Source organism: Rhodoligotrophos sp. CJ14, from assembly GCF_038811545.1.
Taxonomy (GTDB): Bacteria; Pseudomonadota; Alphaproteobacteria; order Rhizobiales; family Im1; genus Rhodoligotrophos; species Rhodoligotrophos ferricapiens.
The window spans coordinates 1,951,252-1,975,405 of the sequence record NZ_CP133319.1 but is presented as its reverse complement, the minus strand read 5'-3'; the positions used below and the strand labels follow the sequence as shown (position 1 = coordinate 1,975,405).

Below are 24,154 nucleotides of genomic sequence, written 5' to 3'. Positions count from 1 at the left end.
CATGGGTGCGGATTTCGTGATGCTCAATCTCGTGCCGCTGCTCGTAGGGGTGCTGGTGTCGCTTGCCTGCGCGCTGCCCGGCAATTTTCTCATTCTGCGCCGCCAGGCTCTGATCGGCGATGCGATCAGCCATGTGGTTCTGCTCGGCATTGTAGGCGCGTTCGTTATCACGGGCAGCGTCGCTGCCGGGCTCATGCTCACGGGCGCGGCGGTCGTCGCCATTCTCTCGGTAATGCTGATCGAGTTGATCCGGCGGCTCGGCCGGGTGGAGCCGGGTGCCGCCATGGGGGTGGTGTTCACCGCATTGTTCGCCCTGGGTGTGTTTCTGATCGAGCAGTCGGATGCGAGTTCCGTCCATCTCGATGTCGAGCACGCGCTTTATGGCAATCTCGAAAGTCTGGTCTGGTTCGATGGGCAGGGCTGGGGCTCGCTGCTCGACCCAGCGGCACTGGCCGGATTGCCGGCACCGCTGCCCCGCCTCGCCCTGATCCTGATTGCGGTGGTGATCTTTATCGTGGCGTTCTGGAAGGAATTGTTCATCGGCACATTCGATCAGGGCTTCGGAGAGACCATAGGGGCGCGCCCAGGGCTGGTCGGCTCGGCCCTGATCGTCATCGTGGCTGCGGTGGCTGTGATGGCGTTCGATGCGGTGGGCGCGATCATCGTGATCGCGATGTTCATCTGTCCGGCGGGCGCTGCCCGGCTGATGACGGACCGCCTCGCCGCCCAGATTGCCTGGAGCGCCATGTTCGCCGTTGCCGCAGCGGTGGTCGGCTATGTGCTTGCAGCGTTCGGTCCGCTATGGCTGGGGTTCCAAGCTGGCGTGAGTGCGGCTGGCATGATTGCGGTCACCGCAGGAATGATCCTCGCGGGCGCCTGCCTTTTCGGCCCGCGGCGGAGGCGCGCCGGGGCTTGAGGTCCAAATCCGTCCGGGATTAACCACCCTTTCGGGCCGCAGCTATGGCCGGCAGGATCTCTCGTTCGATGACGTCGGCGGTCATGGGCCCAACCCATTTGAAGGTGATCACACCTTTCGGGTTCACGACGAACGTCTCGGGCACGCCGTAAAAGCCAAGCTCGATCGCCGTCTTGCCCTCGGGGTCGATGCCAACGGCATGGAAGGGGTTGCCGAGCATGCCGAGAAAGCGGCGGGCATTTTCCGGCTCGTCCTTGTAGTTGATCCCGTAAAGCTTCACGCCTCCCTGGCCGGCGATCTGCATGAGCAGAGAGTGTTCCTGACGGCAGGGTACGCACCAGGACGCCCAGACATTGACCAGGCTGACATTGCCCTTGGCAAGATCGGTAGAGGAGAAGCCCGGAACAGGGCTGCCTTCGCTTTTCAGGCCGGCGAGGCCGGGCAGGGCGAAATCGGGCACAGGGCGGCCAACAAGCGGGGAGGGCAGCTTGGATGGGTCATCGCCATAGAGGCGGATCAAAAGGGTTACGGCCAGAAGAGCGAAGATGGTGATCGGGGCAAGCGCCCAGATATATTTGCGCCAAGCCACACGAGAAGATTTTGCCGGGCTGGCATCATCCGGCACTCCAGATGTTTCCGAGGCAGACATCTCGCTCTCCCTCCTATGGCTTTCCGCTCGGGGCGCCGATTCCGGCGTTGCTGTTCTTATTCTTTCTGATTTCCAGTTGTTCAAGCTGCCTCGTCTTGCGGCGGAACGCCGAAACCGTGCCAAGCACGAGCAGGATGAGAACCAAGGCGCTGATGCCATAGGCAGCAATCACGAAGCCGATATGCGGCGCATCCAGCGACATCAGAATGTCTCCCCAGCCTCCGTCTCAGGCCTGTTGCCGCATCGGGCCAGCAACGGGCCCGCGAACCTCACTCCGGACAGCAGCAAGCTCCAGGTTCAGGATACGGCGGGCCATAATCTCGGTCCGCATCGCGATCAGCAGTAGTGTTACGTAAAGCAACAAATAGGCGACGCCCATAATCAACAAGGGCCATAACATTGACGGGTCAATCGCCGGTCCATCCATTTTGAACACGCTCGCCGGCTGGTGCAATGAATTCCACCAATCCACCGAAAATTTTACGATGGGCACATTCACAAAACCCACAAGCGCGACGATCGCAGCGATGCGCGCGGCCCGCTGCGGCTGCTCGATCAATTGCCAAATCGCGATATAGCCGAGATAGAGCAGGAACAGGACGAAGACGGAGGTGAGCCGTGCGTCCCATACCCACCACGCCCCCCACATCGGCTTGCCCCAAAGCGAGCCGGTGGCCAGTGCCAGGAAGGTGAAGCAGGCCCCGATCGGGGCTGAGCATTTCGCCGCCACATCGGCGAGCGGATGGCGCCATATGATGGCGACGGCGCTGGCGATTGCCATGCTGGTGTAAATGAACATCGCCATCCAGGCGGCGGGCACATGCACATACATCATGCGCACGGTCTCGCCCTGCTGGTAATCGGCAGGCGCATAGACAAGGCTCCAGACCAGGCCGATCGCGAACAGCAAGACCGTCGCAGCCGTGGTCCAGGGGAGCACCGCTGCGCCAAGCTTCGAGAACAGGGTCGGGTTAGCAAAGCGCTGCATGGGGCTCGCTGTAACCTGTTGCGCCGGACAGGGCAATGCGACCCGGCGGCGCCTCACGCCTATTTCATATGGGCCCGCAAGGCAGCCGCCGCAGCAATTGGGCAAAGCACGATACAGGCCAGTGTGATCGCCAGAAGAATCAGCATTGATGCGCCAAAGACCGCACCGCCGGCATTCAAGCCTATACTTGCCGATATTCCGAAAATCAGCACGGGAATATAAAGCGGAAGAACAAGCAGCGAAACGATAATTCCGCCGCGCCTCAATCCGACTGTCAAGGCCGCGCCCACGCTTGCAAGCAGACTCAAGGTGAGCGATGCCATGATCATGGCGGCCCAGAGCGGCAGAACCGCAGTCGGTGCAAGGTTCATAAGGACACCCAAGGCCGGCGCCGCAATGGCCAGAGGCAGAGCGGTGGTGAGCCAGTGGGCCAAGGCCTTGGCGAGCGCCACCAGCTCCAGGGGCATGAGGCCCAGGCTCATGAGCTCCAGCGAGCCGTCCTCATAATCAGCCTGAAAGATGCGGTCCGCCGACAGCAGAACCGACAGCAACAGCGCGATCCAAAGGGTACCCGGCGCAATCCGCTGAAGAAGCGCAAGGTCAGGCCCCACCGCCAGAGGCATCAGCACGATCACCGCGAGGAAGAAGCCGATGGCGGTTCCCACGCCGCCGCCCTGGCGTAAGGCCAAGCGGATATCGCGTGCGATGATTGCTGCGAAGATCGCCATCATTCGCCCGCGAGGCTGCTCATATCGAGGTGCTGATGGAACTCGACCTCGAGAGGGGTATGAGATGAGACGATGGCCATGCCGCCCTCGCGCAGGTGCGCCTTGAGCCTATCGGCCAGCAGCGCCTGGGAGGCGGTATCGAGGCCGACGCTCGGCTCATCCAAAAGCCATATGGGGCGCCGGGTGAGCGCGAGGCGCGACAACGCCAGGCGGCGGCGCTGGCCCGAGGACAACAGACCGGCAGAGTAGGAGGCAAGGGGCGCGAGATCGAAGGCTGCCAGTGCTTCATCGACCTCTCCGCCGCCACCAAAGGTCGCCCAGAAGGCAAGGTTCTCGGCAACTGAGAAGGCGGATTTGATCGCTTCGGTATGTCCTACGAAATGGGATCGCTGCCCGATGGTGAGGTCATCCTCGGGACCGAGCAGCTTGAGACTGCCCTCGCTCAATTCGGAAAGGCCGCAGATCACGCGCAGCAGCGTTGTCTTGCCGGCACCGTTGCGTCCGGTCACCAGCAGGCCCTGGCCGCTTTCGAGGGTGAAGGACACGCCAGAGAATACCCGGCGGCCGCCGCGGTCGCAGGCCAGATTCTCGGCGATCAAGCTGGTCATTCCTGTGCCCCCGTTGCCCTCGTTTCCTGTACAGGAGCAGAGCGCGGTAGGCAAAGGGCAGCGCGGCAATCACTCATATTGACGAGACTTTGTCCGGGACCACTTTCAACCTGTTTGGAAAGAGTCTATAGAACCGCCGATGACCGGGCGCTGCGTATGGTCGCAGCCCGGGCGCCGCGCTAAAGCGACGCTCGGGATCCCACACGGGTGGCCCTCGCAACTTCCGGTGATCACATCTAGAGATCGCCTGCCTTTGTGGCTCGCATTCCTGGCTTCGCTCGTTGAGGCATTGAGTCGGCAACTCCCCAGAGGATCGCAATGACCACCGAATCCCGCTCGCTTGATAGTTTCAAATGCCGCCGCCAACTCAAGGTCGGGACGCGAACCTACGATTATTTCAGCCTGCCGGAGGCTGAGAAGAATGGCCTTGCGGGCGTTTCGAAGCTGCCTTTCTCGCTCAAGGTGCTGCTTGAGAACCTGCTGCGGCATGAAGATGGGCGCAGCGTGACGCGCGATGACATCGTCGCCATGGCAGAGTGGCTCAAAGCGCGCAAGAGCGACCGCGAGATCGCGTTCCGCCCGGCGCGGGTGCTGATGCAGGATTTCACCGGCGTGCCGGCGGTGGTGGACCTTGCCGCCATGCGCGATGCGATGAAGCAGCTCGGCAGCAATCCCGAGAAGATCAATCCGCTCGCGCCGGTCGACCTCGTGATCGACCACTCGGTGATGGTGGACTTCTTCGCCAATTCCACCGCGTTCAAGCTGAATGTGGAGAAGGAATATGAGCGCAATGGGGAGCGCTATACGTTCCTCAAATGGGGGCAGGACGCCTTCGCCAACTTCCGCGTGGTGCCGCCGGGTACCGGCATCTGCCACCAGGTGAATCTCGAATATCTCGCCCGCACCGTCTGGACCAAGATCGAAGGGGATGCCGAGATTGCCTATCCCGACACGCTGGTCGGCACCGACAGCCATACCACCATGGTCAATGGCCTCTCGGTGCTGGGCTGGGGCGTCGGCGGCATCGAGGCGGAGGCCGCCATGCTGGGCCAGCCGATCTCGATGCTGATCCCGGAGGTCATCGGCTTCAAGCTCACCGGCAAGCTCAGCGAGGGGGTTACGGCCACCGACCTCGTGCTCACCGTCACCCAGATGCTGCGCAAGAAGGGCGTGGTCGGCAAATTCGTGGAGTTCTACGGGCCCGGGCTCGGCCTCCTGTCGCTGGAGGATCAGGCCACCATCGGCAATATGGCGCCGGAATATGGGGCAACCTGCGGGTTCTTCCCGATTGACGATGACACGATCAAATATCTGCACGCCACCGGTCGTCCGGAGGACACCATAGCGCTGGTGGAGGCCTATGCGCGCGCGCAAGGCATGTATCGGACCGACAATACGCCTGATCCGGTTTTCACGGACACGCTCGAGCTTGATCTTGGCGATGTGGTGCCAAGCCTCGCCGGGCCGAAGCGGCCGCAGGACAAGGTCGAGCTCACCAGTGCCGCCGCCAATTTCAAGACCGTGCTCGATAAGGAGTTCAACAAGGCAGCGGATCAAGGCGCGCGCTACAAGGTTGAGGGTACGAATTTCGACCTCGGCAATGGCGATGTGGTGATCGCGGCAATCACCTCGTGCACCAATACGTCCAACCCGTCAGTGATGCTGGGGGCCGGCCTCCTTGCCCGCAATGCGGTGGCGAAGGGGCTTAAAGTCAAGCCATGGGTCAAGACCTCGCTTGCTCCGGGCAGCCAGGTGGTGACGGAATATCTGGCCCGGGCGGGGCTCGACAAGGATCTCGATGCGCTGGGCTTCGCCCTCGTCGGCTATGGCTGCACCACCTGCATCGGCAATTCGGGTCCGCTGCCGGATGCAATCTCCGAGACGATCCGCAAGAATGACCTCGTCGCCGTGTCGGTTCTCTCGGGCAATCGCAATTTCGAAGGCCGCATCAATCCGGATGTGCGCGCCAATTATCTGGCATCGCCGCCGCTGGTGGTGGCCTATGCGCTTGCGGGCAGCATGCAGATCGACCTTGCGACCGAGCCGCTCGGCACGGGCAAGGATGGACAGCCGGTTTACTTGCGCGATATCTGGCCCTCCAGCAAGGAAGTGGCCGATGTGGTGCGGGCGTCCGTCACCCGCGAGATGTTCCAGCAGCGCTATAGCGACGTCTTCAAGGGTGATGCGTCCTGGCAGACGATCAAGGTCGCGGGCGGTCTCACCTATGACTGGGATCCGAACTCCACCTATGTTCAGAACCCACCTTATTTCGAGGGCATGAGCGCTACGCCCAAGCCGCTCGAGGACGTAAAAAGCGCGCGGGTCCTGAGCCTGTTCCTCGATTCGATCACCACCGACCATATTTCACCGGCCGGCTCGATCAAGAAGGACAGCCCGGCGGGCAAGTATCTCATCGCGCACGGGGTCGACGTGGCCGACTTCAACTCCTATGGCGCACGGCGCGGCAATCACGAGGTGATGATGCGGGGCACTTTCGCCAATATTCGCATCAAGAACCAGATGGTGCCGGGGGTCGAGGGTGGCGTGACCGTGCATTACCCCTCGGGCGAGCGGATGCCGATCTATGATGCCGCGATGAAGTACCAGTCGGAGGACGTGCCGCTGGTGATCTTCGCCGGTAAGGAATATGGCACGGGCTCGAGCCGCGACTGGGCGGCGAAGGGCACGCGGCTGCTCGGCGTGCGCGCGGTCATCGCCGAATCCTTCGAGCGGATCCATCGGTCGAACCTGGTGGGCATGGGCGTGCTGCCGCTGCAGTTCCAGGATGGCGAGAGCTGGCAGAGCCTCGGGCTCAGGGGGGATGAAGTCGTGAACATCGCGGGACTCGATCGCCTCCAGCCCCGCTGCACGATCGAGGCGCAGATCACTTATGCGGATGGCACCGAGCGGCGCGTGCCTCTCCTCTGCCGTATCGACACGCTGGATGAGCTCGATTATTTCCGGAGCGGCGGCATCCTGCACTACGTGCTGCGCAATCTCGCTCGCGCGGCGTAGACTTAAGCCAATCTTGGGCAGCATATCGCGACGCGATGCGGAGGCTGCCCAAGCCTTGGGGCATGGATTGAATCGGTGGTTCGTCTCACCCCTTCGTTACTCGCCAGGACGGGCTCCAGGGCCTAGTTTGCGTTCATGCTTTCTCTTGCCATTCGCCGCCTCAGAACGCACCGGCTTGCTCTGAGTATAGGTGCATTGCTGGTTCTGGCCGGGATAGGCGGTGTCACTCATTGTTGGGCAGGTGGCCGAGCGGTGATCGAACTGTTCACCAGCCAGGGCTGCTCGTCCTGCCCGCCGGCAGATGCCTTGCTGCATGAGCTTGCGAAGAAGCCCGGTGTGGTGGCGCTTACCTATAACGTGGATTATTGGGATTATCTTGGCTGGAAGGACACCCTGGCCAGCCCGGAAAACAGCAAGCGCCAGCGCGAATATGCTGAGCGACGCGGCGACCGGGATGTCTATACACCGCAACTGGTGGTCGACGGGCGCACTCATCTCGTCGGCAGTCGGCGCAAGGACATCGAGGACACGCTCAAGGCGCGGCTCGGCGCGGCCCAGCCCAGCGGTCCGTCGATCACCGTAGACCGCCGAGGCCGGGAGCTCGAGGTCTCGGTCGGCCCGGCGGCCAAGAGTGATCACCCGGTCAATGCGACCGTCTGGCTGATGATGATTCAGCCCGAGGCGAGCGTTGATATTCAGCGCGGGGAAAATCTCGACAAGAACATCACCTATACGAATGTGGTGCGGAAAATAGTGCCCGTGGCCATGTGGCATGGTCAGCCGCTCAAGGTGGTGCTGCCCGCGAGCGAGCTGGCCACGCCCGAGGCCCCCAATGGCGTCGTGCTCGTGCAGGAAGATGATGGCGGGCCCATCATCGCCGCAACGGATATCGTGGCGCTGGGTGAATAAACGCAACTTTTGCGTATTGATCTTTGTTTAAGGGTATCTTTGATTGCATCATCTGCCATTCTGGATGCGGTGATATAATGGGCATCGTGTTGCAACAAAGGATGGCCCTCATTATGCAGAAAGCTCTGTTCCTTGTGGCCGCCGCATTTATCGGCGGGTCTGCTGCGCTCGTCAGCCCGGCACAGGCTGCGAGCTTCGATTGCACTCGTGCGCAATCGCCCGACGAAGTCGCTGTCTGCAAACACCACAAGCTGTCGGCATTGGACAGCGAAATGGGCGCGCTGTGGTCAACCTACAAGCAGTTTCCGCTGGCCATGGGCATGAGCGGCAACCGGCAGGACGAGGCGACCCAGTTCCTTCAGCAGCGTCAGGCTTGCGGCGGCAATGTCGGATGCCTCAAGAGCCTGTATCAGGCGCGTATCAAGACTTTGAAGGACGACATCAAATGGGCGATCCAGCAGGCCACACAGGATGCCGGCGGGGGACCGATCAGCGCGCCCAGCCCGAAGTCCTCGCCGGACTTGCTCTTGCCGCAGCCCATTTAGTGACGTGATCTCGGCAATGCCAAAGACCTGCACCGATCTGGGATGGCGCGCTTAAGAGTTCCGGAGCGGCGCGCCCGCGCAGCAGCTGAGCCGTCTAAGCCGGCCAGCCCCGCGCCGCCTTGCCGAAAAGCAGCGGATTCACGCCGCTGCGCTTTCTGTTGAACAGTCCAGGTCTGGGTCCCGGTCAGAACGTCTTCGCCATCCTCTGGTCGAGCGACCAATCGCCACCGCCGCGCACCGCGAAGAAGAGGGTGATCGCCGCCCAGAGGATCGACTTCTCAGCGCCCATGAGGCCCTCACCCTGTACAATCCAATGAAAATAGACCGTCACCAGCAGCACGATGGTGGCGGCTATCGCAGCTGGCCGGGTGAACAGGCCAAAAAGGATCAGCAGACCGCCGAAGAATTCGGTGATGGCCAGAAGCGGGGCCCAGATCACGCCGGGATAAAACCCCAAGGTCTCGACCATGCCCACCCGCGCCATGGGGTCGAGGATCTTTGGCCAGCCATGAATGGCAAGGAACCCGCCGGCCAGCGCGCGCATGAGAAACCAGACGAAAGGCGAAAGGGCTGAATAGAGCGGCGCGAGTGCCGGAATATAAAGCCGGTCACCAGAGATGTTGCGGTCGTTGATTGCAGCCATGGGGTTCCCTCGAATCGAGCCATTGTTTGGCAAGCAAGACATAACGATACCGCAATTTCAGCACAGCGGGCCGCGCGTTCAACAGGCCGTGATATCTGGAGGGCGGAAGAGGTCAGCCGCGGGTTACCGGATAGTGGTCCTTGATCTCTGCGTTGAAATAAGCACCCGGCGAGTCTGCCCGTAGCAGGCGATCATATTTCTGGCGAGGCACTCCATGATATCTATAGATGAGGCCGCTCGGAAACATCACCTCGAGCGTTCTCCGCTTTGGGTCGTAACCCGCCTCTATGAGGCAGCTCGACTCGATAGGGTCTCTCTTCATCGGATAACCAACCTGTTAGCGCTTCATCGAGAACGCGCGGGCACCGATTTCGTCGACGCGGCTCAATTCTTTGGGCGTTCAGACGGATCTGCGCCGGTCCCGATCCTTGACATGCGCCGCGCGCTGTGGTTACGGTCGCGGCCGATTTCTGAGACTCTGCGTCTTTGAAGGCTACCTTGCACATGGAGCGGAGACATGCTCCGGGAGGCAAGGGGGTCAACATCCGTCAGCGAGATTCGCCCACGGGTGCCATTGGCGTTTGGTCACAAGGACACCAGATCATGGCCGACGAGCTGCATATCGAGGACTGCGTGAACGAGACCTGCCCCTGGTCGGGCAAGCCGGTTGCCGCGGATTCCCTCACCCTCTACAAAGGACGCGTCGTCGGCTTCTGCAATTCCGGTTGCCGCGACAAGTTCGAGCAGGCCGTCACGCATTTCGAAGCCGCGCTTGGCGGCAATAACGCCTGACGGGACCGTACATGTTCGATAATCTCCAGGAACGCCTCAGCGGCATTTTCGACAAGCTCACCCGGCGTGGGGCGCTCACCGAGGACGACGTCAACGCCGCCATGCGGGAGGTGCGGCGCGCCCTCATCGAAGCCGACGTGGCGCTCGAGGTGGTGCGCGGCTTCGTCGACAAGGTGCGCGAGCGCGCGGTCGGCCAGCAGGTGATCCGTTCGGTCTCGCCGGGGCAGATGGTCATCAAGATCGTCCACGACACCCTGGTCGAGACCCTGGGTGCTGATGATTCCGAGGTCGATCTCGCCACCGTGCCGCCAGTGCCGATCATGATGGTCGGCCTGCAGGGCTCGGGTAAGACAACCACCACGGGCAAGCTCGCCAAGCGGCTGAAGGAGCGCGACAAGAAGCGCGTCCTCATGGCCTCGCTCGATACGCGCCGGCCCGCCGCTCAGGAACAGCTCAAGATCCTGGGCGAGCAGGCGGGCATCGACACGCTGCCGATCGTTGCGGGACAGGATCCGGTGCAGATCACCCGTCGCGCGCTCGATGCAGCGCGGCTCGGCGGCTATGACGTGGTGATCCTCGATACGGCCGGCCGTCTGCATGTGGATGACGACCTGATGCGCGAGAGCGAGCAGGTGCGTGATCTTGCCAAGCCGCATGAGACGCTGCTGGTGGTCGATTCGCTCACCGGTCAGGATGCGGTGAACGTTGCGCGCGCCTTCAACGAGCGGATCGGGATCACCGGCGTGGTGCTTACGCGCGTTGATGGCGATGGCCGTGGCGGTGCAGCGCTCTCCATGCGCGCCGTCACGGGCAAGCCGATCAAGTTCATCGGCACGGGCGAGAAGCTCGACGGGCTCGAGGGCTTCCATCCCAGCCGGATCGCCGGCCGGATCCTCGGCATGGGCGATGTGGTCAGCCTTGTCGAGCGCGCGGCCGAGACGATCGACGCCGAGAAGGCCCAGGCGATCGCCGATCGCATGAAGAAGGGCGAGTTCGATCTCGACGATCTCGCCGAGCAGCTTCGTCAGATGCAGCGGATCGGCGGGATGTCGGGCGTGCTCAATATGCTGCCGGGCATCGGCAAGATGAAGAAGCAGCTGGATGGCGCCAATCTCGACGACAAGGTGCTGAAGCGGCAACTCGCCATCATCACCTCCATGACCCGCGAGGAGCGCCGTCAGCCCAAGCTGCTCAACGGATCCCGCCGCAAGCGTATCGCTGCGGGATCGGGCACCGACGTGCAGGACGTGAACAAGCTCATCAAGATGCATCGGCAGATGGCCGACATGATGAAGATGATGGGCAAGAACAAGGGCATGCTGTCTCGCCTGTTCGGCGGCGGCGGGGCTGGGATGCCGGATATGGCGGCCATCGCGAAGCAGCTGCCAGGCGGTTTGCCCGGCGGTGGTCTGCCCGGATTGCCGGGGGGCATGCCTGAGCTTGGGCCGAACGGCTTGCCGAAGGGCGTGTCGCCGGATCTGCTGAACAAGTTGCCCGGTCTTGGTGGCGGCAAGGGAGGACTTCCCGGCTTTGGCGGGCTCCCCGGGCTCGGCGGCAAGTTCCCGGGGAAAAAGAAATGAGCTGCCGAGGCGCCGGACGAGGCAAGCCAGGCCGCTGCGCTTAGAATTTTCAGGTTTGAACAGGAGAGAAGACGACTATGGCATTGAGGATCCGGCTGGCGCGTGCAGGCGCCAAGAAGCGCCCGTTCTACCGCATCGTGGTGGCCGAGGCGACCGCGCCACGGGATGGCCGCTTCATCGAGAAGATCGGCACCTATAACCCGCTCCTCGCCCGGGACAATCCGGAGCGGGTGCAGCTCGATACCGATCGCGTGCGCCATTGGCTCGGCGTTGGCGCGCAGCCCACGGATCGGGTCGCCCGGTTCCTGGATGTCGCAGACCTGCGCAAGCGTGAGGCGAGGAGCAATCCGAAGAAGGGCGAGATCGGCAAGAAGCGCCAGGAGCGCGAGGAAGCCCAGCGGATTGCCGCTGAGGATGCCGCTCGCAAGGCTGCCGAGGCCGCCGAGCAGCCAGCCGGCTGATCGATCTGATCGACCGCGGCGCCAGCCATGACGGGAAAGCGGCGCGACCGAATATGCCTCGGCACGATCGTGGCCGCTCATGGGGTGCGGGGCGAGGTGAAGATCAGAACCTTCACCGAGGATCCCGAGGCGATCGGCGATTATGGGGCGCTCGAGCTCGAAGATGGCAGCCGCTCCTTCACGGTGGAGCGGCGCCGGCTCACCCAAGGCGGGGTGATTGCGAAGCTCGGGGGCATCGATGATCGTAACGAAGCGGAAAGCCTGCGTGGGCAAATGCTCTATGTGCCGCGAGAGCGTCTACCGGAGCTTGAGGAGGACGAGTTCTATCTCGCCGATCTGATCGGGCTTCAAGCGGTGCGGATCTCGGGCGAGCTCCTGGGCGAGGTGGTCGCGGTTCAGAATTTCGGCGCGGGCGACCTCCTGGAGGTCAGGCGGGCCGGTTCAGCGCAGACGATCTACGTGCCCTTCACCCGGGAGGCAGTGCCGGAGGTGGACATCTCTGGTGGCCGGCTGGTGGTGGATCCGCCCGACGGGCTCGAGTAGCAGATGCTGCGCCGTGCGGGTGCTGCCTGGCGTGGCATGAGGATAGGCTTGATGCCGTGGACCGCGACCGTGTTGACGCTCTATCCGGAGATGTTTCCGGGGCCTTTGGGCGTCTCGCTTGCCGGACGGGCGCTGGCCGAGGGGGTGTGGCGGCTCGATATGGTCGATATTCGCGGTTTCGGCGAGGGCCGGCATCGCGCGGTTGACGATACGCCCGCTGGCGGCGGCCCCGGCATGGTGCTGCGGCCGGATGTGATGGCGGCGGCGATCGACTCGGTTGCCGAGGAGGCGCAAGGCGTGCCGCGGCTGTTGATGAGCGCCCGCGGGCGCCCGCTCACCCAGGCGAGGGTGCGCGAGCTTGCAGCGGGGCCGGGCGTGCTGGTGGTGTGCGGGCGGTTCGAGGGTGTGGACGAGCGGGTGATCGAGGCTCGCGAGCTCGAGGAGGTTGCCATCGGCGATTTCGTCCTCTCGGGCGGTGAGCCGGCGGCAATCGTGCTGATGGACGCGGTGGTGCGGCTCTTGCCGGGCGTCATGGGCAGCGCCGCGTCGGGCGAGTGGGAAAGTTTCGAGCAAGGGCTGCTCGAACACCCGCATTATACGCGGCCGCGGGTCTGGGAAGGCAGGGAGATTCCGGAAATCCTCCTGTCTGGTGATCATCGGCGCATCGAGGCTTGGCGCCGCGAGCAGGCGATTGCGTTGACGCAAAGCCGGCGGCCAGAGATTTACGAAGCTTGGATCGGGCGGAAACGCGACGACAAGCAGTGACAAGGTTTGATTTTTGTTGCGAGCGCGCGTAGAACCGCGCGCAATATGAAGGAAGGATCGGTCCGATGAACATCATCGAGCAGCTTGAGAAGGAACAGGCCGAAAAGATCGCGGCCAACAGACCGGTCCCGGATTTTGGGCCGGGCGACACGGTAATCGTCAATGTGCGGGTCGTCGAAGGCTCCCGCGAGCGCGTGCAGGCCTATGAAGGCGTTTGCATCGCCCGCAATGGCGGCGGGTTCAACCAGTCGTTCACGGTTCGCAAGGTCTCCTATGGCGAAGGTGTGGAGCGTGTTTTCCCGCTCTACAGCCCGTTGATCGAGTCGATTAAGCTCGTGCGCCGCGGCAAAGTGCGTCGCGCGAAACTGTATTACCTGCGGGACCGTCGCGGCAAATCGGCACGTATCGCCGAGCGGCAGGACAACCGCCGGAGCGATGCGGCTACAGCCAGCAGCTGAGCCGTTCATCAACAGCATTCCTCGCGCGGCGCGGTTCCCAAGCTGGGCACCGCGCCATTGGCGTTAGGGAAGGCCGGCCGGATTCTCTTGACCGGAATTGACGGCTTGGTCATATGAACGGCTGAGGACACGAAGCTCAAGCGCGGCACCTTACGTTCAGTTCGCCGTTGCTGTGAAAGAAGATGGATCGATCAATGAGCGCGCCACGCACCCTGTATGACAAGATCTGGGACGATCACGTTGTTGAACGGGCTGAGGACGGAACTTGCCTGCTCTATATTGATCGCCATCTTGTGCACGAGGTCACGAGCCCGCAGGCATTTGAGGGATTGCGGATGACGGCGCGCAAGGTCCGGGCGCCGGAGAAGACGCTGGCGGTGGTTGACCACAATGTGCCGACCACGGACCGCAGCCACGGGATCGATGATCCGGAATCGGCGACCCAGATCGAGACGCTGGCGCGCAATGCCCGCGATTTCGGCATCGAATATTTCAACGAGGTCGATAAGCGCCAGGGGATCGTGCATATCATCGGCCCTGAGCAAGGCTTCACCCTGCCGGGCACCACGATCGTGTGCGGCGACAGCCATACCTCGACCCATGGGGCGTTCGGCGCGCTGGCGCATGGCATCGGCACCTCCGAGGTCGAGCATGTGCTGGCCACGCAGACGCTGATCCAGCGCAAGGCCAAGAACATGCGGGTGGTGGTGGATGGCCGGTTGCCGGAGGGGGTGACGGCGAAGGACATCATCCTGGCGATCATCGGCGAGATCGGCACGGCGGGCGGCACGGGCCATGTGCTGGAATATGCGGGGGAAGCGATCCGCAGCCTGTCGATGGAAGGGCGGATGACGGTGTGCAACATGTCGATCGAGGGCGGTGCCCGGGCCGGCATGATCGCGCCGGACGAGAAGACCTTCGCCTATATCAAGGACCGGCCGCGGGCCCCGAAGGGTGCGGCATGGGATCTGGCGCGGCGCTATTGGGAGAGGCTCTATACGGATGAGGGCGCCCATTTCGATTACGAGCTGCGGCTGAATGCGGCGGATCTGCCGCCGATCGTGACCTGGGGGACGAGCCCTGAGGATGTTGTGTCGGTGACGGGGCAGGTTCCCGATCCCTCGCGGGTCGAGGATGAGCACAAGCGCGAGGCGATGCAGCGGGCGCTCGACTATATGGGACTGGCTGCGGGCACCCGGGTGACGGATATCGCGCTGGACCGGGTGTTCATCGGCTCGTGCACGAATGGACGGATCGAGGATCTGCGTGCAGCGGCGCGGGTGATCGAGGGACGCAAGGTCTCGGAGCGGGTGCAGGCAATGGTGGTGCCGGGCTCGGGCCTGGTGAAGCTGCAGGCGGAGCAGGAGGGTCTGGACAAGATCTTCAAGGCGGCCGGTTTTGACTGGCGCGAGCCGGGCTGCTCGATGTGCCTGGCGATGAATGCGGACAAGCTGAACCCGAAGGAGCGGTGCGCGTCCACCTCGAACCGCAATTTCGAGGGCCGTCAGGGCAAGGGCGGGCGCACCCATCTGGTCTCGCCGGCCATGGCGGCGGCCGCAGCCATCGCAGGCCATTTCGTCGATGTCAGGCAGTGGCACTGAGTAGAGGAGAGCCAACCCCAATTGGGCAGCTATAAACCCTATCGGAGCAATTATCCTGTGACTGGCGAGTACCGGCCGGACAGGTCACGCTTCATTGCACCAACCCTTGATGACATAGAGGCTTTGGCGTCGGAAGCCTTTGCCCAACTTCCCGATGCCTTCCGTGCGCTGTGCGGCGATATCATCATTCGGGTGGCGGATTTCCCCACCGAGGAAGTGCTGAAAGAGCTCAACGCGGAAACGCCGTTCGACCTGCTCGGCCTCTTCCACGGGGTCGGGATGACGAGCGACGGGGCGAGCCCGCAATCGGGGCAAATGCCCAATATGATCTGGCTCTATCGCCGCCCGATTCTCGATTATTGGGCCGAGCACGAGAATCCGCTCGGCGATATCGTGGCCCATGTGCTGATCCATGAAATCGGCCACCATTTCGGCCTGTCCGATGAGGACATGGAGCGGATCGAGGCCGAGGCCGGCGCCTAGCGGCTTCATCCATGCCATGTCTCCTGAACCCGGCCCAGCTTCCGACGACGAGAAAGATCCGGTGGTGCGATGGGGACGGCGCATCGGGCGTGGCATCGGTGCTGCTCTGCTCATTTATCTCGTCTGGCACCTCTATTCGACATATCTTGCCTCCTGAGCTATTGACGCGTGCAGCGGACCGGCGCATGACCGATAGGCAATCGGCTTGACTTAAACATGATCCTACCGAAGCCATGGCGCTGCTTCGGTTGATGCTGTGGAGATGGACCATGGAGAAATTCACTGAACTGACCGGTGTCGCGGCACCCCTGGCGATGATCAATGTCGATACGGATCAGATCATCCCCAAGCAGTTCTTGAAGACGATCCAGCGCAGCGGTCTGGGCAAGGGGCTGTTCTTCGATCTTCGCTTCGAAGACGATGGTTCGGAGAAGCCGGATTTCGTGCTCAACAGGCCAGCCTATCGCAATGCGCAAATCCTGATCACGGGTGAGAATTTCGGCTGCGGATCAAGCCGCGAGCATGCGCCCTGGGCCTTGCTCGACTTCGGTATCCGCTGCATCATCGCGCCGTCCTTCGCCGACATCTTCTTCAACAACTGCTTCAAAAACGGTGTCCTGCCGATCGTGCTACCACAGGAGCAGGTCGACCAGCTGATGGAGACCGCAAGCCGCGGCTCGAACGCCACGATGACCATCGACCTGCCGAACCAGGTCATCCGTGATGCCGATGGTCACGAGATCAAGTTCGATGTCGATCCGTTCCGCAAGCATTGTCTCATTGAGGGGCTCGACGATATCGGCCTGACGCTGCAGAAGGCTGGCGCGATCGCCAGCTATGAGCAGCAGGCCCAGAGCGCCCGTCCTTGGCTCTGAGCAGCAGATTTCATTCTTGACGGAGTGCCGGCCTCTGCGCCGGCGCCAGCCCTTCTTACGCTGCGGCAGACTTCTCTCCCGCAGCCTACATCCTGAACGTCCAGCGCTTTGAAGGATAGATCGATGGCCGCATTCAACATCCTGGTTCTGCCCGGCGACGGGATCGGCACTGAAGTGATGAAAGAAGTCGAGCGGCTGATCGACTGGTTCAACGATCGGGGCATTGCCCGGTTCGAGGTCGAGCGGGGGCTGGTGGGCGGTGCTGCCTATGATGCCCATGGCGAGGCCATCTCGGAAGAGACCGTGGCGCTGGCGCAGGCCTCGGATGCGGTGATGTTCGGCGCAGTGGGCGGTCCGAAGTGGGATGCGGTGCCCTATGACAAGCGTCCCGAGGCTGGCCTGCTGCGGCTCAGGAAGGACCTCGGCCTGTTTGCCAATCTCAGGCCGGCCATCTGCTATCCGGCGCTTGCGGATGCATCCGCTCTCAAGCGCGAGCTGGTCGAGGGGCTCGACATTCTCATCGTCCGTGAGCTCACCGGCGGGGTCTATTTCGGCGAGCCCAAGGAGATTATCGATCTCGGCAATGGCCAGAAACGGGCGGTCGATACCCAGGTTTACCAGACCTATGAGATCGAGCGCATCGCGCGCGTCGCCTTCGAGCTTGCACGGACGCGCCGGAACAAGGTCTCCTCGTCCGACAAGAAGAATGTGATGAAATCCGGCGTGTTGTGGGACGAGGTGGTGCGGGATGTGCACGCCCGCGACTATGCGGATGTCGAATTCGAGCACATCCTGGCGGATAATTGCGGCATGCAGCTGGTGCGTGCGCCGAAGCAGTTCGACGTGATCGTGACCGACAATCTGTTCGGCGACATGCTGTCGGATGTGGCGGCCATGCTCACGGGCTCGCTCGGCATGCTGCCCTCCGCGTCGCTCGGGGCTGCGGACGAGAAGACCGGCCGCCGCAAGGCGATGTATGAGCCGGTGCACGGTTCTGCCCCTGATATCGCGGGCAAGAGCATTGCCAATCCGATCGCCACCATCGCGTCCTTCGGTATGGCGCTGCGTTATTCCTTCGGGCTCGGCGAGTGGGCGGACAAGCTCGATGGGGCGATCGCCAAGGTGCTCGATCAGGGCCTCAGGACCCGCGATATCATGCAGCCAGGAATGCGGGAGGTTTCGACCTCCGAAATGGGTGCGGCGATCGCCAGGGAACTGGCTGGTCTGGCAGGCTGAGGAGCCGCCCGGGCGTCGAGCACCTCAGCCGGGCCTTGCGTCAAGCCATGGCGAAATTGGCCTCGTGGCCGATGCCGCCCGCGAGATCGGTCTGGTCTGGCCTGTCATCAAGCATCACGAGCTCGCGCCGCTCGGCGAGCGACGGGCATTGCTCGTCTTTTCTGACGACGCGGTGGGCGCAGAGGCCATCTCGATCGTTCTCGATGATCTCGTCGTCTGCCGAGGGCGACAGCAGCTTCACCTCCTCGCGGGCGTCCGGAGCCGGCAAGAGCTGCAAGTCTGCTGTCAATACCTCTTTCGAGAAGAACATTGGAAGCTCATACATCTCAGCGTCGGCTGACCGTCCTGACGGTCGGTTGGCCAATAGTAGCCGAGCACTTTCTCGTTCGAGTATGGCTCTATCCTGACCTCATCGCCCTGATTGCCGCCGAGCAGCACGGGATCGCCGTCTTCCGTCTTACCCACGACGAAGCCCACATGGCCTTTCCAACTCAGCGGGGATTCCCGCCATAGTAACCTCTGCTATGCTGCCGCGCGCCGGCTCGATTAGTTGAACGGGCAGGTGTTGCCAATCGCGGGCCAGGGCCGGTTTGGCGACGATAGAAAAGCCAGCTTGTTGCAGAACATGGCCGACAAAAGCACCGCACCAAGCGGTCTCGTCATCCCGGAACGGGGCGCCTATCTCCTCCCACATGTTCACGATGACAGGGTTGTGCTGAGGGCCTGGTATTTCCCGTGTGCCGATGTATTGGCGCGCTATTTGAAGCCACTTCGGTTCGCCAATCATTTCCCGCCAGTCTCCACAATAGCTTGCAACGCGCACTCCTCCCGAAGGAGGGTTCAGTGATTATGTTGGCGACTGTGGTCAGGCCGCGTTCGAATGTTGGTTTCCTGATGAATAAAGAATAGCTCAGCCTGGACGGAATGGCCGAACAGACCCCGCGCGTGCTTCGTCAGGATGCTTGTTCGGCCAGCGCTTGCCTCACGCTCTCACGCTGAGCCATACGCTCGCGATGCTCGATGACCCGCGGCAGCTTGGAGATATCAACGCCATCGCCTTCAAGCCATGTGGCGACCGTGAACAGGTAGGGGTCGCAGATAGTATAGCTCTCGCCCATAACCCAGGGACCTCTGAGCATCTTGTGCTCGATCAGCTCGAAGCAGGCGGTGACGGATGCCGGCAGCTTGCGCTGCATGGCGGCAATGGCCTCGGGCTCGTCCACCCAGCGATAGCCGCGCCGGCCGTGGGCATGGGCCACGTGAACCGTCGCGCAGAGATAGCTGTTGAAGGCTTGAACCTCAGCAAATGCGAAGGGATCACCCAAGGGCGCCAATGCCGCTTCTGGGAAGCGCTGAGCAATATATGCCAGAAGTGCCGGGGTTTCGGTGAGAGGGCCTCGCTCCGTTACAAGTGCGGGCACACGACCCTTGGGATTGACCTCGAGATATTCGGGCTTGCGCTGTTCCTCTGCGCCGAAATCCAACCGTGCGAGTTCATAGTTCGCACCGGCATCAATCAGGGCAATATGAGTGGCGAGGGCGCAGGTCTTCGGCGCATAGAAGAGCTTCAGCATGGGCGGGCTCCCTGGACGAGGTCATTGGCTGCTGATGATTAGCACAGACCTGCCATAGTCGTCGCGCGATTGGGGGTTAGACATTTTTTCCGGTGGGTGAGCGGCCCGCTTGACAAGCCGTTCCCGCTCATGCACCACACTCCTGCCGCTGCGTGCTTCCGCGCAGGGCTTGAGGCTGGGCACACGTCGATGCGCGCTAGGCACATCATTTCCGCGACGAAAACGACGACGACTGCCAAACGCGCCGTCACCACGACGGGCGCGTAGCTTCGTCTCATCCCGCATCCTCTCCCGGCGGGAGAGGGACATGCCCCCGCCACACGGCGGTCCGATCATCGGGAGAGACGAGCTGCCGTTTCAGGAGATTTCACATGGGCTATAAGGTTGCTGTGGTCGGCGCCACTGGGAATGTGGGCCGGGAGATGCTCAACATCCTCGAGGAACGCGAATTCCCGGTGGACGAGGTTCACGCGGTGGCCTCGCGGCGCTCGCTCGGGGTCGAGGTCTCTTTCGGGGACCGCACGCTCAAATGCGAGGATCTGGAGCAGTTCGATTTCTCCGGGATCGACTTCTGCCTGATGTCGGCCGGATCGGCGGTTGCCAAGGAATGGGCGCCGCGCATCGGTGCGAAGGGTACGCTTGTCATCGATAATTCATCTTGCTTCCGGTATGAGCAGGATGTGCCCCTGGTGGTGCCCGAAGTGAACGCCCATGTGCTGGAGAGCTACATGGCCAACCCGAAGCGTCGCAACATCATCGCCAATCCGAACTGCTCGACCGCGCAGCTCGTGGTGGCGCTCAAGCCCCTGCATGATGCGGCGACGATCAAGCGGGTGGTGGTGGCGACCTATCAGTCGGTCTCGGGCGCCGGCAAGGACGCAATGGATGAGCTTTGGGACCAGACCAAGGGCAAATATGTGCCTGGCCAGGAGGTCGAGCCCAAGAAGTTCACCAAGCAGATCGCCTTCAATGTCATTCCCCATATCGATGTGTTCATGGAGGATGGCTATACGAAGGAAGAGTGGAAGGTGCAGGTCGAGACCAAGAAGATCCTGGATCCCAAGATCAAGGTGACCTGCACCGCCGTGCGCGTGCCAGTGTTCGTCGGCCATTCCGAGGCGGTCAATATCGAGTTCGAGAAGCCGATCTCGGACGAGGAGGCGCGCGAGATCCTGCGCGAGGCGCCGGGCTGCCTCGTGATCGATAAGCGAGAGGCCGGCGGCTATGTCACTCCAGTCGAGTGCGTGGGGGATTATGCCACATTCATCAGCCGTATCCGGGTTGATCCCACCGTCGACAATGGGATCGCGATGTGGGTTGTCTCCGACAATCTGCGCAAGGGTGCCGCTTTGAACACGGTTCAGATCGCCGAGGCTCTGGTCAATCGCGGCCTCGTCAAAAAGGCAGCATAATCGCGATGGAACCGATCCGTCGCTTTCAGCTTTCGTAAGGCTTTGAGGGCGGAGGTGTTCGACATGCAGCGGACCGGCGTGGAGATGGAGACTGGCGTGGCATTGCAACCCAAGCCGTCTGCCCCCGTCGCCGGTGCGCCTAGGATATATGGGCTGAAGCCGGCGCTGGCTGGCCCAGTGGCTCAGTGGGACGAGATTTTCCGCCACGCGGCACAGCTTGGCTTCGATCTTGTCCATGTGGACAGCGGATTCGGCAGCGGTCGCACCGATCATTTTGTCATCTCACCCGGGCGCATCGGGCGTGGTTTCCTCGGCGATGACGGAGGGCTCGCCGAAGAAGCGCTGGCCATGCTCGCGGACAAGGCGCGGGCAGCGGGCTTGGGCCTTATCATCGAGATCAGCCTGCTCCCGGAAGAGCCGGCCCCGCCCGGGCTGCTGGATGATGGCGGGCAGTCGAGCCTTGCGGAGAGCATCGGTCCGGTCGAGCAAGCGCTGGAAGCGGGCGTCGCCGGTTTTCTCTGCCGCCAGGCGCATCGGGTGCCGCTGGCGGTATGGCGGGGCCTCATCAGTCATATCCGCGATCGCGCGCCGGACACTCTGATGATCGCGGACGCGCTGGGCGTTGCAGTCGAGACCATGCTCGCGACGGCTGGCGCGGGCTTTGATTTCGTGTTCAACAGCAGCGCCTGGTGGGATTTCCGGCAGGACTGGCTGATTTCGCAATATGACCAGTTCCGGCATCGGGTGAAGACAATCGCCTTTCCGGAAGATGATCGCACGGGCCATCTCGCGGACGGGTTCGGGATGCAGCCGGCTGACGTAATCAGACAGATCCATGTTCAGCGCTATCTGTTCGCCGCCGCCTTTTCCACAGGTCTATGGATGCCCATGGGCTTCGAGTATGGCCTGCGCGGGGTCTCGACTGCGGGTGCTCGTGAGGATGATTGGGCGCGTTGTGTCGCGGACCGGGACTTCGATCTTAGCCTGCTGATCGCCGCCGTGAACAAGCTCAAAGCTGACAATGCGGCGTTGCAGAGTGAGCATCTGTTGAGGCTGGTCGCCGCGCCTGACGAGTTGCCGGCGGCTTTCCTGCGGTTCGACGCGGAGCGGGAGCAGGATGCCCAATCCGCCGTCGCGGTTCTCGTCAATCCGACCCCCGATCTTGCAGAACCGCCCAGCCTTGCGCGCCTGCTTGCGGCGACGGGCGGGTTCTTTGGCAGCTTCGAAGACATCACGCCCGCAATCACCGGGGAGGTCATAACCGGCGGAGGAGCCACGGCCGATGCAGGAGCGGACCCGCTGCGGCCGCTCGGTGCTTATGAGACGCGTATCTTGCGCGGGAAGCGGCTCGGCATGTCGGGTGATCGGCTGCGCGATGCCATTCCGCTGGACATCCTGGCTCCGCAGCAGGTGGCAATCGAGGCGGTCGAGCCGGAAATCGACGGCGGGCGATTCCCGGCCAAGCGCATCGTCGGCGAGGTGCTCGAGGTGTCCGCGGACATCTTCGCGGATGGGCACGACAAGATCGATGCCTCGCTGTTCTATCGGGCACCGGGAGAGCAGACCTGGCGGGAGGTGCCGCTTGAGCATATCGGCAATGACCGCTGGACTGCCCGCATCATTCTCGATCGGATCGGCCGGTATGACTGTACCATCTCGGGCTGGAAGGACAGTTTCGGCTATTGGCAATATGAGGTCGAGAAGAAGATCGGCGCCGGGCTCGACGTCTCGCTCGAGCTGATCGAGGGACGCAGCCTCATCGCCGAGGCGCTGGAGCAGGCCACGCGCCTCGACCGGGCGGCGCTGCAAAAGCTGCTCGATATCACGCCCGACGAGGCGCAGCTCGAGGCCTTCCGCTCGCCCGAGACGATGGCATTGATGCGCCGGGCGGCACCACGGGTCAATCTCACATCCTATCATCGCACGCTGCAGGTCATCGTCGAGCGGCGGGCGGCGGCGGTTGCCGCATGGTATGAAATGTTTCCCCGCTCACAGTCCGGCGATCCCAATCGGCATGGCACGTTCGATGACGTGATCGCCCGGTTGCCCTATGTGCGGGACATGGGGTTCGACGTGCTCTATTTCCCTCCGATCCATCCGATCGGCCGGAAGAACCGCAAGGGACCCAATAACACGCTGACGCCCGGCCCGGATGATCCCGGCAGTCCCTATGCCATCGGCTCGGAGGAGGGAGGGCATGATGCCCTGCATCCGGAGCTCGGCACGTTCGAGGATTTCGCAAGGCTGGTTGCCGCAGCCAAGGCGCACGGGCTTGAGATCGCGCTCGATTTCGCCATCCAGTGCTCGCCGGATCATCCCTGGATCCGGGAGCATCCGGAATGGTTCGACTGGCGGCCGGATGGATCGATCAAATATGCAGAGAACCCGCCGAAGAAATATGAGGACATCGTCAATGTCCATTTCTACGGGCCATCCTCGTTCCCCTCGCTCTGGCATGCGTTGCGGGATGTGGTGCTGTTCTGGGCGGAGCACGGGGTCAAGATCTTCCGGGTGGACAATCCGCATACCAAGCCGTTCCCATTCTGGGAATGGCTGATCCGGGAGGTTCAAAACCAGCATCCCGATACGATCTTCCTGGCGGAGGCCTTTACCCGGCCCAAGGTGATGAAGCGGCTGGCGAAGCTCGGCTTTACCCAGTCCTACAGTTATTTCACCTGGCGAGATACGAAGGCCGAGCTCATCGAGTATCTAACGGAGCTGACGACAGACGGTCCGCAGAACTATATGCGGCCGAATTTCTTCACCAATACGCCCGATATCAATCCCCGTTACCTGCAGACCAGCGGGCGGGCCGGCTTCCAGGCACGCCTGGTTCTCGCGGCCACGCTGTCCACGGTCTATGGCATTTATAACGGTTTCGAACTATGCGAGGCTGCGGCCTTGCCTGGACGCGAGGAATATCTCGACAGCGAGAAATACGAAATCCGCGCCTGGGATTGGGATCGGCCCGGCAATATTCGTGCTGATGTAGCGCTGATCAATCGCATCCGGCGCGAGAACCCGGCGCTATGGTCGTTCGCCAATCTTCACTTCCTCAATTGCTGGAACGACCAGATCATCGCCTATTACAAAATCACGGCGGAGCTGGACAATTGCATCCTTATCGCGGTGAACCTGGATCCGCACAATGTGCAGAGCGCTGCTTTCGAAGTCCCGCTCTGGGCATTCGGGCTGCCAGATGATGCCTCAATCGATGTGGTCGATCTTGTCACGGGTGGTCGCTTCACCTGGACGGGGAAGGTCCAGTCCATGACCCTCGATCCCGCCATCCGGGCTTACCAGATCTGGCGATTGATACCGCCGGGCGGGCAAGCCCCGGCCTCTGTCACTGGCCTGGCTTGATCTCATTCTT

Annotated in this window: 25 protein-coding genes; 16 read left to right on the top strand and 9 right to left on the bottom strand. The window is 62.4% G+C overall.

Annotated elements, in window-relative coordinates; translation table 11 throughout:
• Position 1 precedes the first annotated feature (1 nt).
• A complete protein-coding gene (locus RCF49_RS09175) occupies positions 2 to 916 on the top strand; it encodes a metal ABC transporter permease (RefSeq protein ID WP_342643720.1) in 915 nt (304 codons plus the stop codon).
• Between the two features lie 19 nt (positions 917 to 935).
• On the opposite strand, the gene RCF49_RS09170 is transcribed toward RCF49_RS09175, so the two are convergent.
• The 5 genes from RCF49_RS09170 to ccmA are packed head-to-tail and all read right to left on the bottom strand — an operon-like array spanning position 936 to position 3,889.
• A complete protein-coding gene (locus RCF49_RS09170; protein ID WP_342643719.1) occupies positions 936 to 1,565 on the bottom strand; it encodes a DsbE family thiol:disulfide interchange protein in 630 nt (209 codons plus the stop codon).
• Positions 1,566 to 1,578: 13 nt separating this feature from the next.
• Entirely contained in the window at positions 1,579 to 1,767 is a 189-nt protein-coding gene (gene ccmD / locus RCF49_RS09165) for a heme exporter protein CcmD (RefSeq protein ID WP_342643718.1), read from the bottom strand.
• 24 nt (positions 1,768 to 1,791) lie between these two features.
• Complete coding sequence (locus RCF49_RS09160) at positions 1,792 to 2,553, bottom strand: heme ABC transporter permease (protein ID WP_342643717.1); 762 nt, start codon at positions 2,551 to 2,553, stop codon at positions 1,792 to 1,794.
• Between the two features lie 59 nt (positions 2,554 to 2,612).
• Entirely contained in the window at positions 2,613 to 3,281 is a 669-nt protein-coding gene (ccmB, locus tag RCF49_RS09155) for a heme exporter protein CcmB (protein WP_342644165.1), read from the bottom strand.
• Positions 3,281 to 3,889: a heme ABC exporter ATP-binding protein CcmA gene (ccmA, locus tag RCF49_RS09150; RefSeq protein ID WP_342643716.1), complete on the bottom strand. Its 609-nt coding sequence runs from the start codon at positions 3,887 to 3,889 to the stop codon at positions 3,281 to 3,283. Before ccmA ends, ccmB begins: the two co-directional genes overlap by 1 nt.
• A gap of 318 nt (positions 3,890 to 4,207) precedes the next feature.
• On the opposite strand from ccmA, the gene acnA reads away from it, so the two are divergent.
• The 3 genes from acnA (at position 4,208) to RCF49_RS09135 (ending at position 8,358) form a co-directional block, all read left to right on the top strand.
• A complete protein-coding gene (gene acnA, locus RCF49_RS09145) occupies positions 4,208 to 6,904 on the top strand; it encodes an aconitate hydratase AcnA (protein WP_342643715.1) in 2,697 nt (898 codons plus the stop codon).
• A gap of 252 nt (positions 6,905 to 7,156) precedes the next feature.
• Positions 7,157 to 7,813: a DUF1223 domain-containing protein gene (locus RCF49_RS09140; protein WP_342643714.1), complete on the top strand. Its 657-nt coding sequence runs from the start codon at positions 7,157 to 7,159 to the stop codon at positions 7,811 to 7,813.
• 77 nt (positions 7,814 to 7,890) lie between these two features.
• The gene (locus RCF49_RS09135; protein ID WP_342643713.1) at positions 7,891 to 8,358 is read left to right on the top strand and encodes a lysozyme inhibitor LprI family protein; all 468 of its coding nucleotides are present in this window, start codon (positions 7,891 to 7,893) and stop codon (positions 8,356 to 8,358) included.
• 184 nt (positions 8,359 to 8,542) lie between these two features.
• On the opposite strand, the gene RCF49_RS09130 is transcribed toward RCF49_RS09135, so the two are convergent.
• Both RCF49_RS09130 and RCF49_RS22465 read right to left on the bottom strand, forming a co-directional pair.
• On the bottom strand, positions 8,543 to 9,001 hold the full coding sequence (locus RCF49_RS09130; protein ID WP_342643712.1) for a DoxX family protein: 459 nt from the start codon (positions 8,999 to 9,001) through the stop codon (positions 8,543 to 8,545).
• A 112-nt stretch (positions 9,002 to 9,113) separates the two neighbouring features.
• Positions 9,114 to 9,323, bottom strand: coding sequence for a KTSC domain-containing protein (locus RCF49_RS22465; RefSeq protein WP_432807380.1), 210 nt, complete (start codon positions 9,321 to 9,323; stop codon positions 9,114 to 9,116).
• A 281-nt stretch (positions 9,324 to 9,604) separates the two neighbouring features.
• Between RCF49_RS22465 and RCF49_RS09125 the strand changes: the two genes are divergently transcribed.
• The 10 genes from RCF49_RS09125 (at position 9,605) to leuB (ending at position 17,795) form a co-directional block, all read left to right on the top strand.
• On the top strand, positions 9,605 to 9,793 hold the full coding sequence (locus tag RCF49_RS09125) for a glutathione S-transferase (protein WP_342643711.1): 189 nt from the start codon (positions 9,605 to 9,607) through the stop codon (positions 9,791 to 9,793).
• An 11-nt stretch (positions 9,794 to 9,804) separates the two neighbouring features.
• Positions 9,805 to 11,373, top strand: a complete 1,569-nt coding sequence (gene ffh, locus RCF49_RS09120; protein ID WP_342643710.1) for a signal recognition particle protein — start codon at positions 9,805 to 9,807, stop codon at positions 11,371 to 11,373.
• Between the two features lie 77 nt (positions 11,374 to 11,450).
• Positions 11,451 to 11,834 (top strand): 30S ribosomal protein S16, encoded by a 384-nt coding sequence (rpsP, locus tag RCF49_RS09115; protein ID WP_342643709.1) that lies wholly within the window; start codon positions 11,451 to 11,453, stop codon positions 11,832 to 11,834.
• A gap of 27 nt (positions 11,835 to 11,861) precedes the next feature.
• Positions 11,862 to 12,377, top strand: coding sequence for a ribosome maturation factor RimM (gene rimM / locus RCF49_RS09110; protein ID WP_342643708.1), 516 nt, complete (start codon positions 11,862 to 11,864; stop codon positions 12,375 to 12,377).
• Positions 12,378 to 12,428: 51 nt separating this feature from the next.
• Positions 12,429 to 13,142: a tRNA (guanosine(37)-N1)-methyltransferase TrmD gene (gene trmD / locus RCF49_RS09105; protein ID WP_342643707.1), complete on the top strand. Its 714-nt coding sequence runs from the start codon at positions 12,429 to 12,431 to the stop codon at positions 13,140 to 13,142.
• Positions 13,143 to 13,207: 65 nt separating this feature from the next.
• The gene (rplS, locus tag RCF49_RS09100) at positions 13,208 to 13,600 is read left to right on the top strand and encodes a 50S ribosomal protein L19 (RefSeq protein WP_342643706.1); all 393 of its coding nucleotides are present in this window, start codon (positions 13,208 to 13,210) and stop codon (positions 13,598 to 13,600) included.
• A 194-nt stretch (positions 13,601 to 13,794) separates the two neighbouring features.
• Positions 13,795 to 15,201 (top strand): 3-isopropylmalate dehydratase large subunit, encoded by a 1,407-nt coding sequence (gene leuC / locus RCF49_RS09095; protein ID WP_342643705.1) that lies wholly within the window; start codon positions 13,795 to 13,797, stop codon positions 15,199 to 15,201.
• A gap of 57 nt (positions 15,202 to 15,258) precedes the next feature.
• Positions 15,259 to 15,684, top strand: coding sequence for a metallopeptidase family protein (locus RCF49_RS09090; RefSeq protein ID WP_342644164.1), 426 nt, complete (start codon positions 15,259 to 15,261; stop codon positions 15,682 to 15,684).
• Between the two features lie 269 nt (positions 15,685 to 15,953).
• Entirely contained in the window at positions 15,954 to 16,559 is a 606-nt protein-coding gene (gene leuD / locus RCF49_RS09085) for a 3-isopropylmalate dehydratase small subunit (RefSeq protein ID WP_342643704.1), read from the top strand.
• Positions 16,560 to 16,682: 123 nt separating this feature from the next.
• Positions 16,683 to 17,795, top strand: a complete 1,113-nt coding sequence (gene leuB / locus RCF49_RS09080; protein ID WP_342643703.1) for a 3-isopropylmalate dehydrogenase — start codon at positions 16,683 to 16,685, stop codon at positions 17,793 to 17,795.
• Positions 17,796 to 17,835: 40 nt separating this feature from the next.
• Here leuB and RCF49_RS09075 read toward each other — a convergent pair whose 3' ends face one another.
• Both RCF49_RS09075 and RCF49_RS09070 read right to left on the bottom strand, forming a co-directional pair.
• On the bottom strand, positions 17,836 to 18,105 hold the full coding sequence (locus RCF49_RS09075; RefSeq protein ID WP_342643702.1) for a hypothetical protein: 270 nt from the start codon (positions 18,103 to 18,105) through the stop codon (positions 17,836 to 17,838).
• 643 nt (positions 18,106 to 18,748) lie between these two features.
• Complete coding sequence (locus tag RCF49_RS09070) at positions 18,749 to 19,369, bottom strand: glutathione S-transferase family protein (RefSeq protein ID WP_342643701.1); 621 nt, start codon at positions 19,367 to 19,369, stop codon at positions 18,749 to 18,751.
• 371 nt (positions 19,370 to 19,740) lie between these two features.
• Between RCF49_RS09070 and RCF49_RS09065 the strand changes: the two genes are divergently transcribed.
• Entirely contained in the window at positions 19,741 to 20,781 is a 1,041-nt protein-coding gene (locus RCF49_RS09065; RefSeq protein WP_342643700.1) for an aspartate-semialdehyde dehydrogenase, read from the top strand.
• A 63-nt stretch (positions 20,782 to 20,844) separates the two neighbouring features.
• Positions 20,845 to 24,144 (top strand): alpha-1,4-glucan--maltose-1-phosphate maltosyltransferase, encoded by a 3,300-nt coding sequence (locus RCF49_RS09060; RefSeq protein WP_342643699.1) that lies wholly within the window; start codon positions 20,845 to 20,847, stop codon positions 24,142 to 24,144.
• Positions 24,145 to 24,154 lie beyond the last annotated feature (10 nt).

Bases quoted from the DNA above. Each gene is read 5' to 3' on its own strand.
- leuB (WP_342643703.1), top strand. From the start codon at position 16,683: ATGGCCGCATTCAACATCCTGGTTCTGCCCGGCGACGGGATCGGCACT.
- RCF49_RS09130 (WP_342643712.1), bottom strand. From the start codon at position 9,001: ATGGCTGCAATCAACGACCGCAACATCTCTGGTGACCGGCTTTATATT.
- rimM (WP_342643708.1), top strand. From the start codon at position 11,862: ATGACGGGAAAGCGGCGCGACCGAATATGCCTCGGCACGATCGTGGCC.
- ccmD (WP_342643718.1), bottom strand. From the start codon at position 1,767: ATGTCGCTGGATGCGCCGCATATCGGCTTCGTGATTGCTGCCTATGGC.
- RCF49_RS09060 (WP_342643699.1), top strand. From the start codon at position 20,845: ATGCAGCGGACCGGCGTGGAGATGGAGACTGGCGTGGCATTGCAACCC.
- RCF49_RS09175 (WP_342643720.1), top strand. From the start codon at position 2: ATGGGTGCGGATTTCGTGATGCTCAATCTCGTGCCGCTGCTCGTAGGG.
- RCF49_RS09125 (WP_342643711.1), top strand. From the start codon at position 9,605: ATGGCCGACGAGCTGCATATCGAGGACTGCGTGAACGAGACCTGCCCC.
- rpsP (WP_342643709.1), top strand. From the start codon at position 11,451: ATGGCATTGAGGATCCGGCTGGCGCGTGCAGGCGCCAAGAAGCGCCCG.
- RCF49_RS09070 (WP_342643701.1), bottom strand. From the start codon at position 19,369: ATGCTGAAGCTCTTCTATGCGCCGAAGACCTGCGCCCTCGCCACTCAT.
- leuC (WP_342643705.1), top strand. From the start codon at position 13,795: ATGAGCGCGCCACGCACCCTGTATGACAAGATCTGGGACGATCACGTT.
- trmD (WP_342643707.1), top strand. From the start codon at position 12,429: ATGCCGTGGACCGCGACCGTGTTGACGCTCTATCCGGAGATGTTTCCG.
- leuD (WP_342643704.1), top strand. From the start codon at position 15,954: ATGGAGAAATTCACTGAACTGACCGGTGTCGCGGCACCCCTGGCGATG.
- RCF49_RS09170 (WP_342643719.1), bottom strand. From the start codon at position 1,565: ATGTCTGCCTCGGAAACATCTGGAGTGCCGGATGATGCCAGCCCGGCA.
- RCF49_RS09065 (WP_342643700.1), top strand. From the start codon at position 19,741: ATGGGCTATAAGGTTGCTGTGGTCGGCGCCACTGGGAATGTGGGCCGG.
- ccmB (WP_342644165.1), bottom strand. From the start codon at position 3,281: ATGGCGATCTTCGCAGCAATCATCGCACGCGATATCCGCTTGGCCTTA.
- acnA (WP_342643715.1), top strand. From the start codon at position 4,208: ATGACCACCGAATCCCGCTCGCTTGATAGTTTCAAATGCCGCCGCCAA.
- ccmA (WP_342643716.1), bottom strand. From the start codon at position 3,889: ATGACCAGCTTGATCGCCGAGAATCTGGCCTGCGACCGCGGCGGCCGC.
- RCF49_RS09135 (WP_342643713.1), top strand. From the start codon at position 7,891: ATGGGCATCGTGTTGCAACAAAGGATGGCCCTCATTATGCAGAAAGCT.
- ffh (WP_342643710.1), top strand. From the start codon at position 9,805: ATGTTCGATAATCTCCAGGAACGCCTCAGCGGCATTTTCGACAAGCTC.
- rplS (WP_342643706.1), top strand. From the start codon at position 13,208: ATGAACATCATCGAGCAGCTTGAGAAGGAACAGGCCGAAAAGATCGCG.
- RCF49_RS09160 (WP_342643717.1), bottom strand. From the start codon at position 2,553: ATGCAGCGCTTTGCTAACCCGACCCTGTTCTCGAAGCTTGGCGCAGCG.
- RCF49_RS09075 (WP_342643702.1), bottom strand. From the start codon at position 18,105: ATGTTCTTCTCGAAAGAGGTATTGACAGCAGACTTGCAGCTCTTGCCG.
- RCF49_RS22465 (WP_432807380.1), bottom strand. From the start codon at position 9,323: ATGAAGAGAGACCCTATCGAGTCGAGCTGCCTCATAGAGGCGGGTTAC.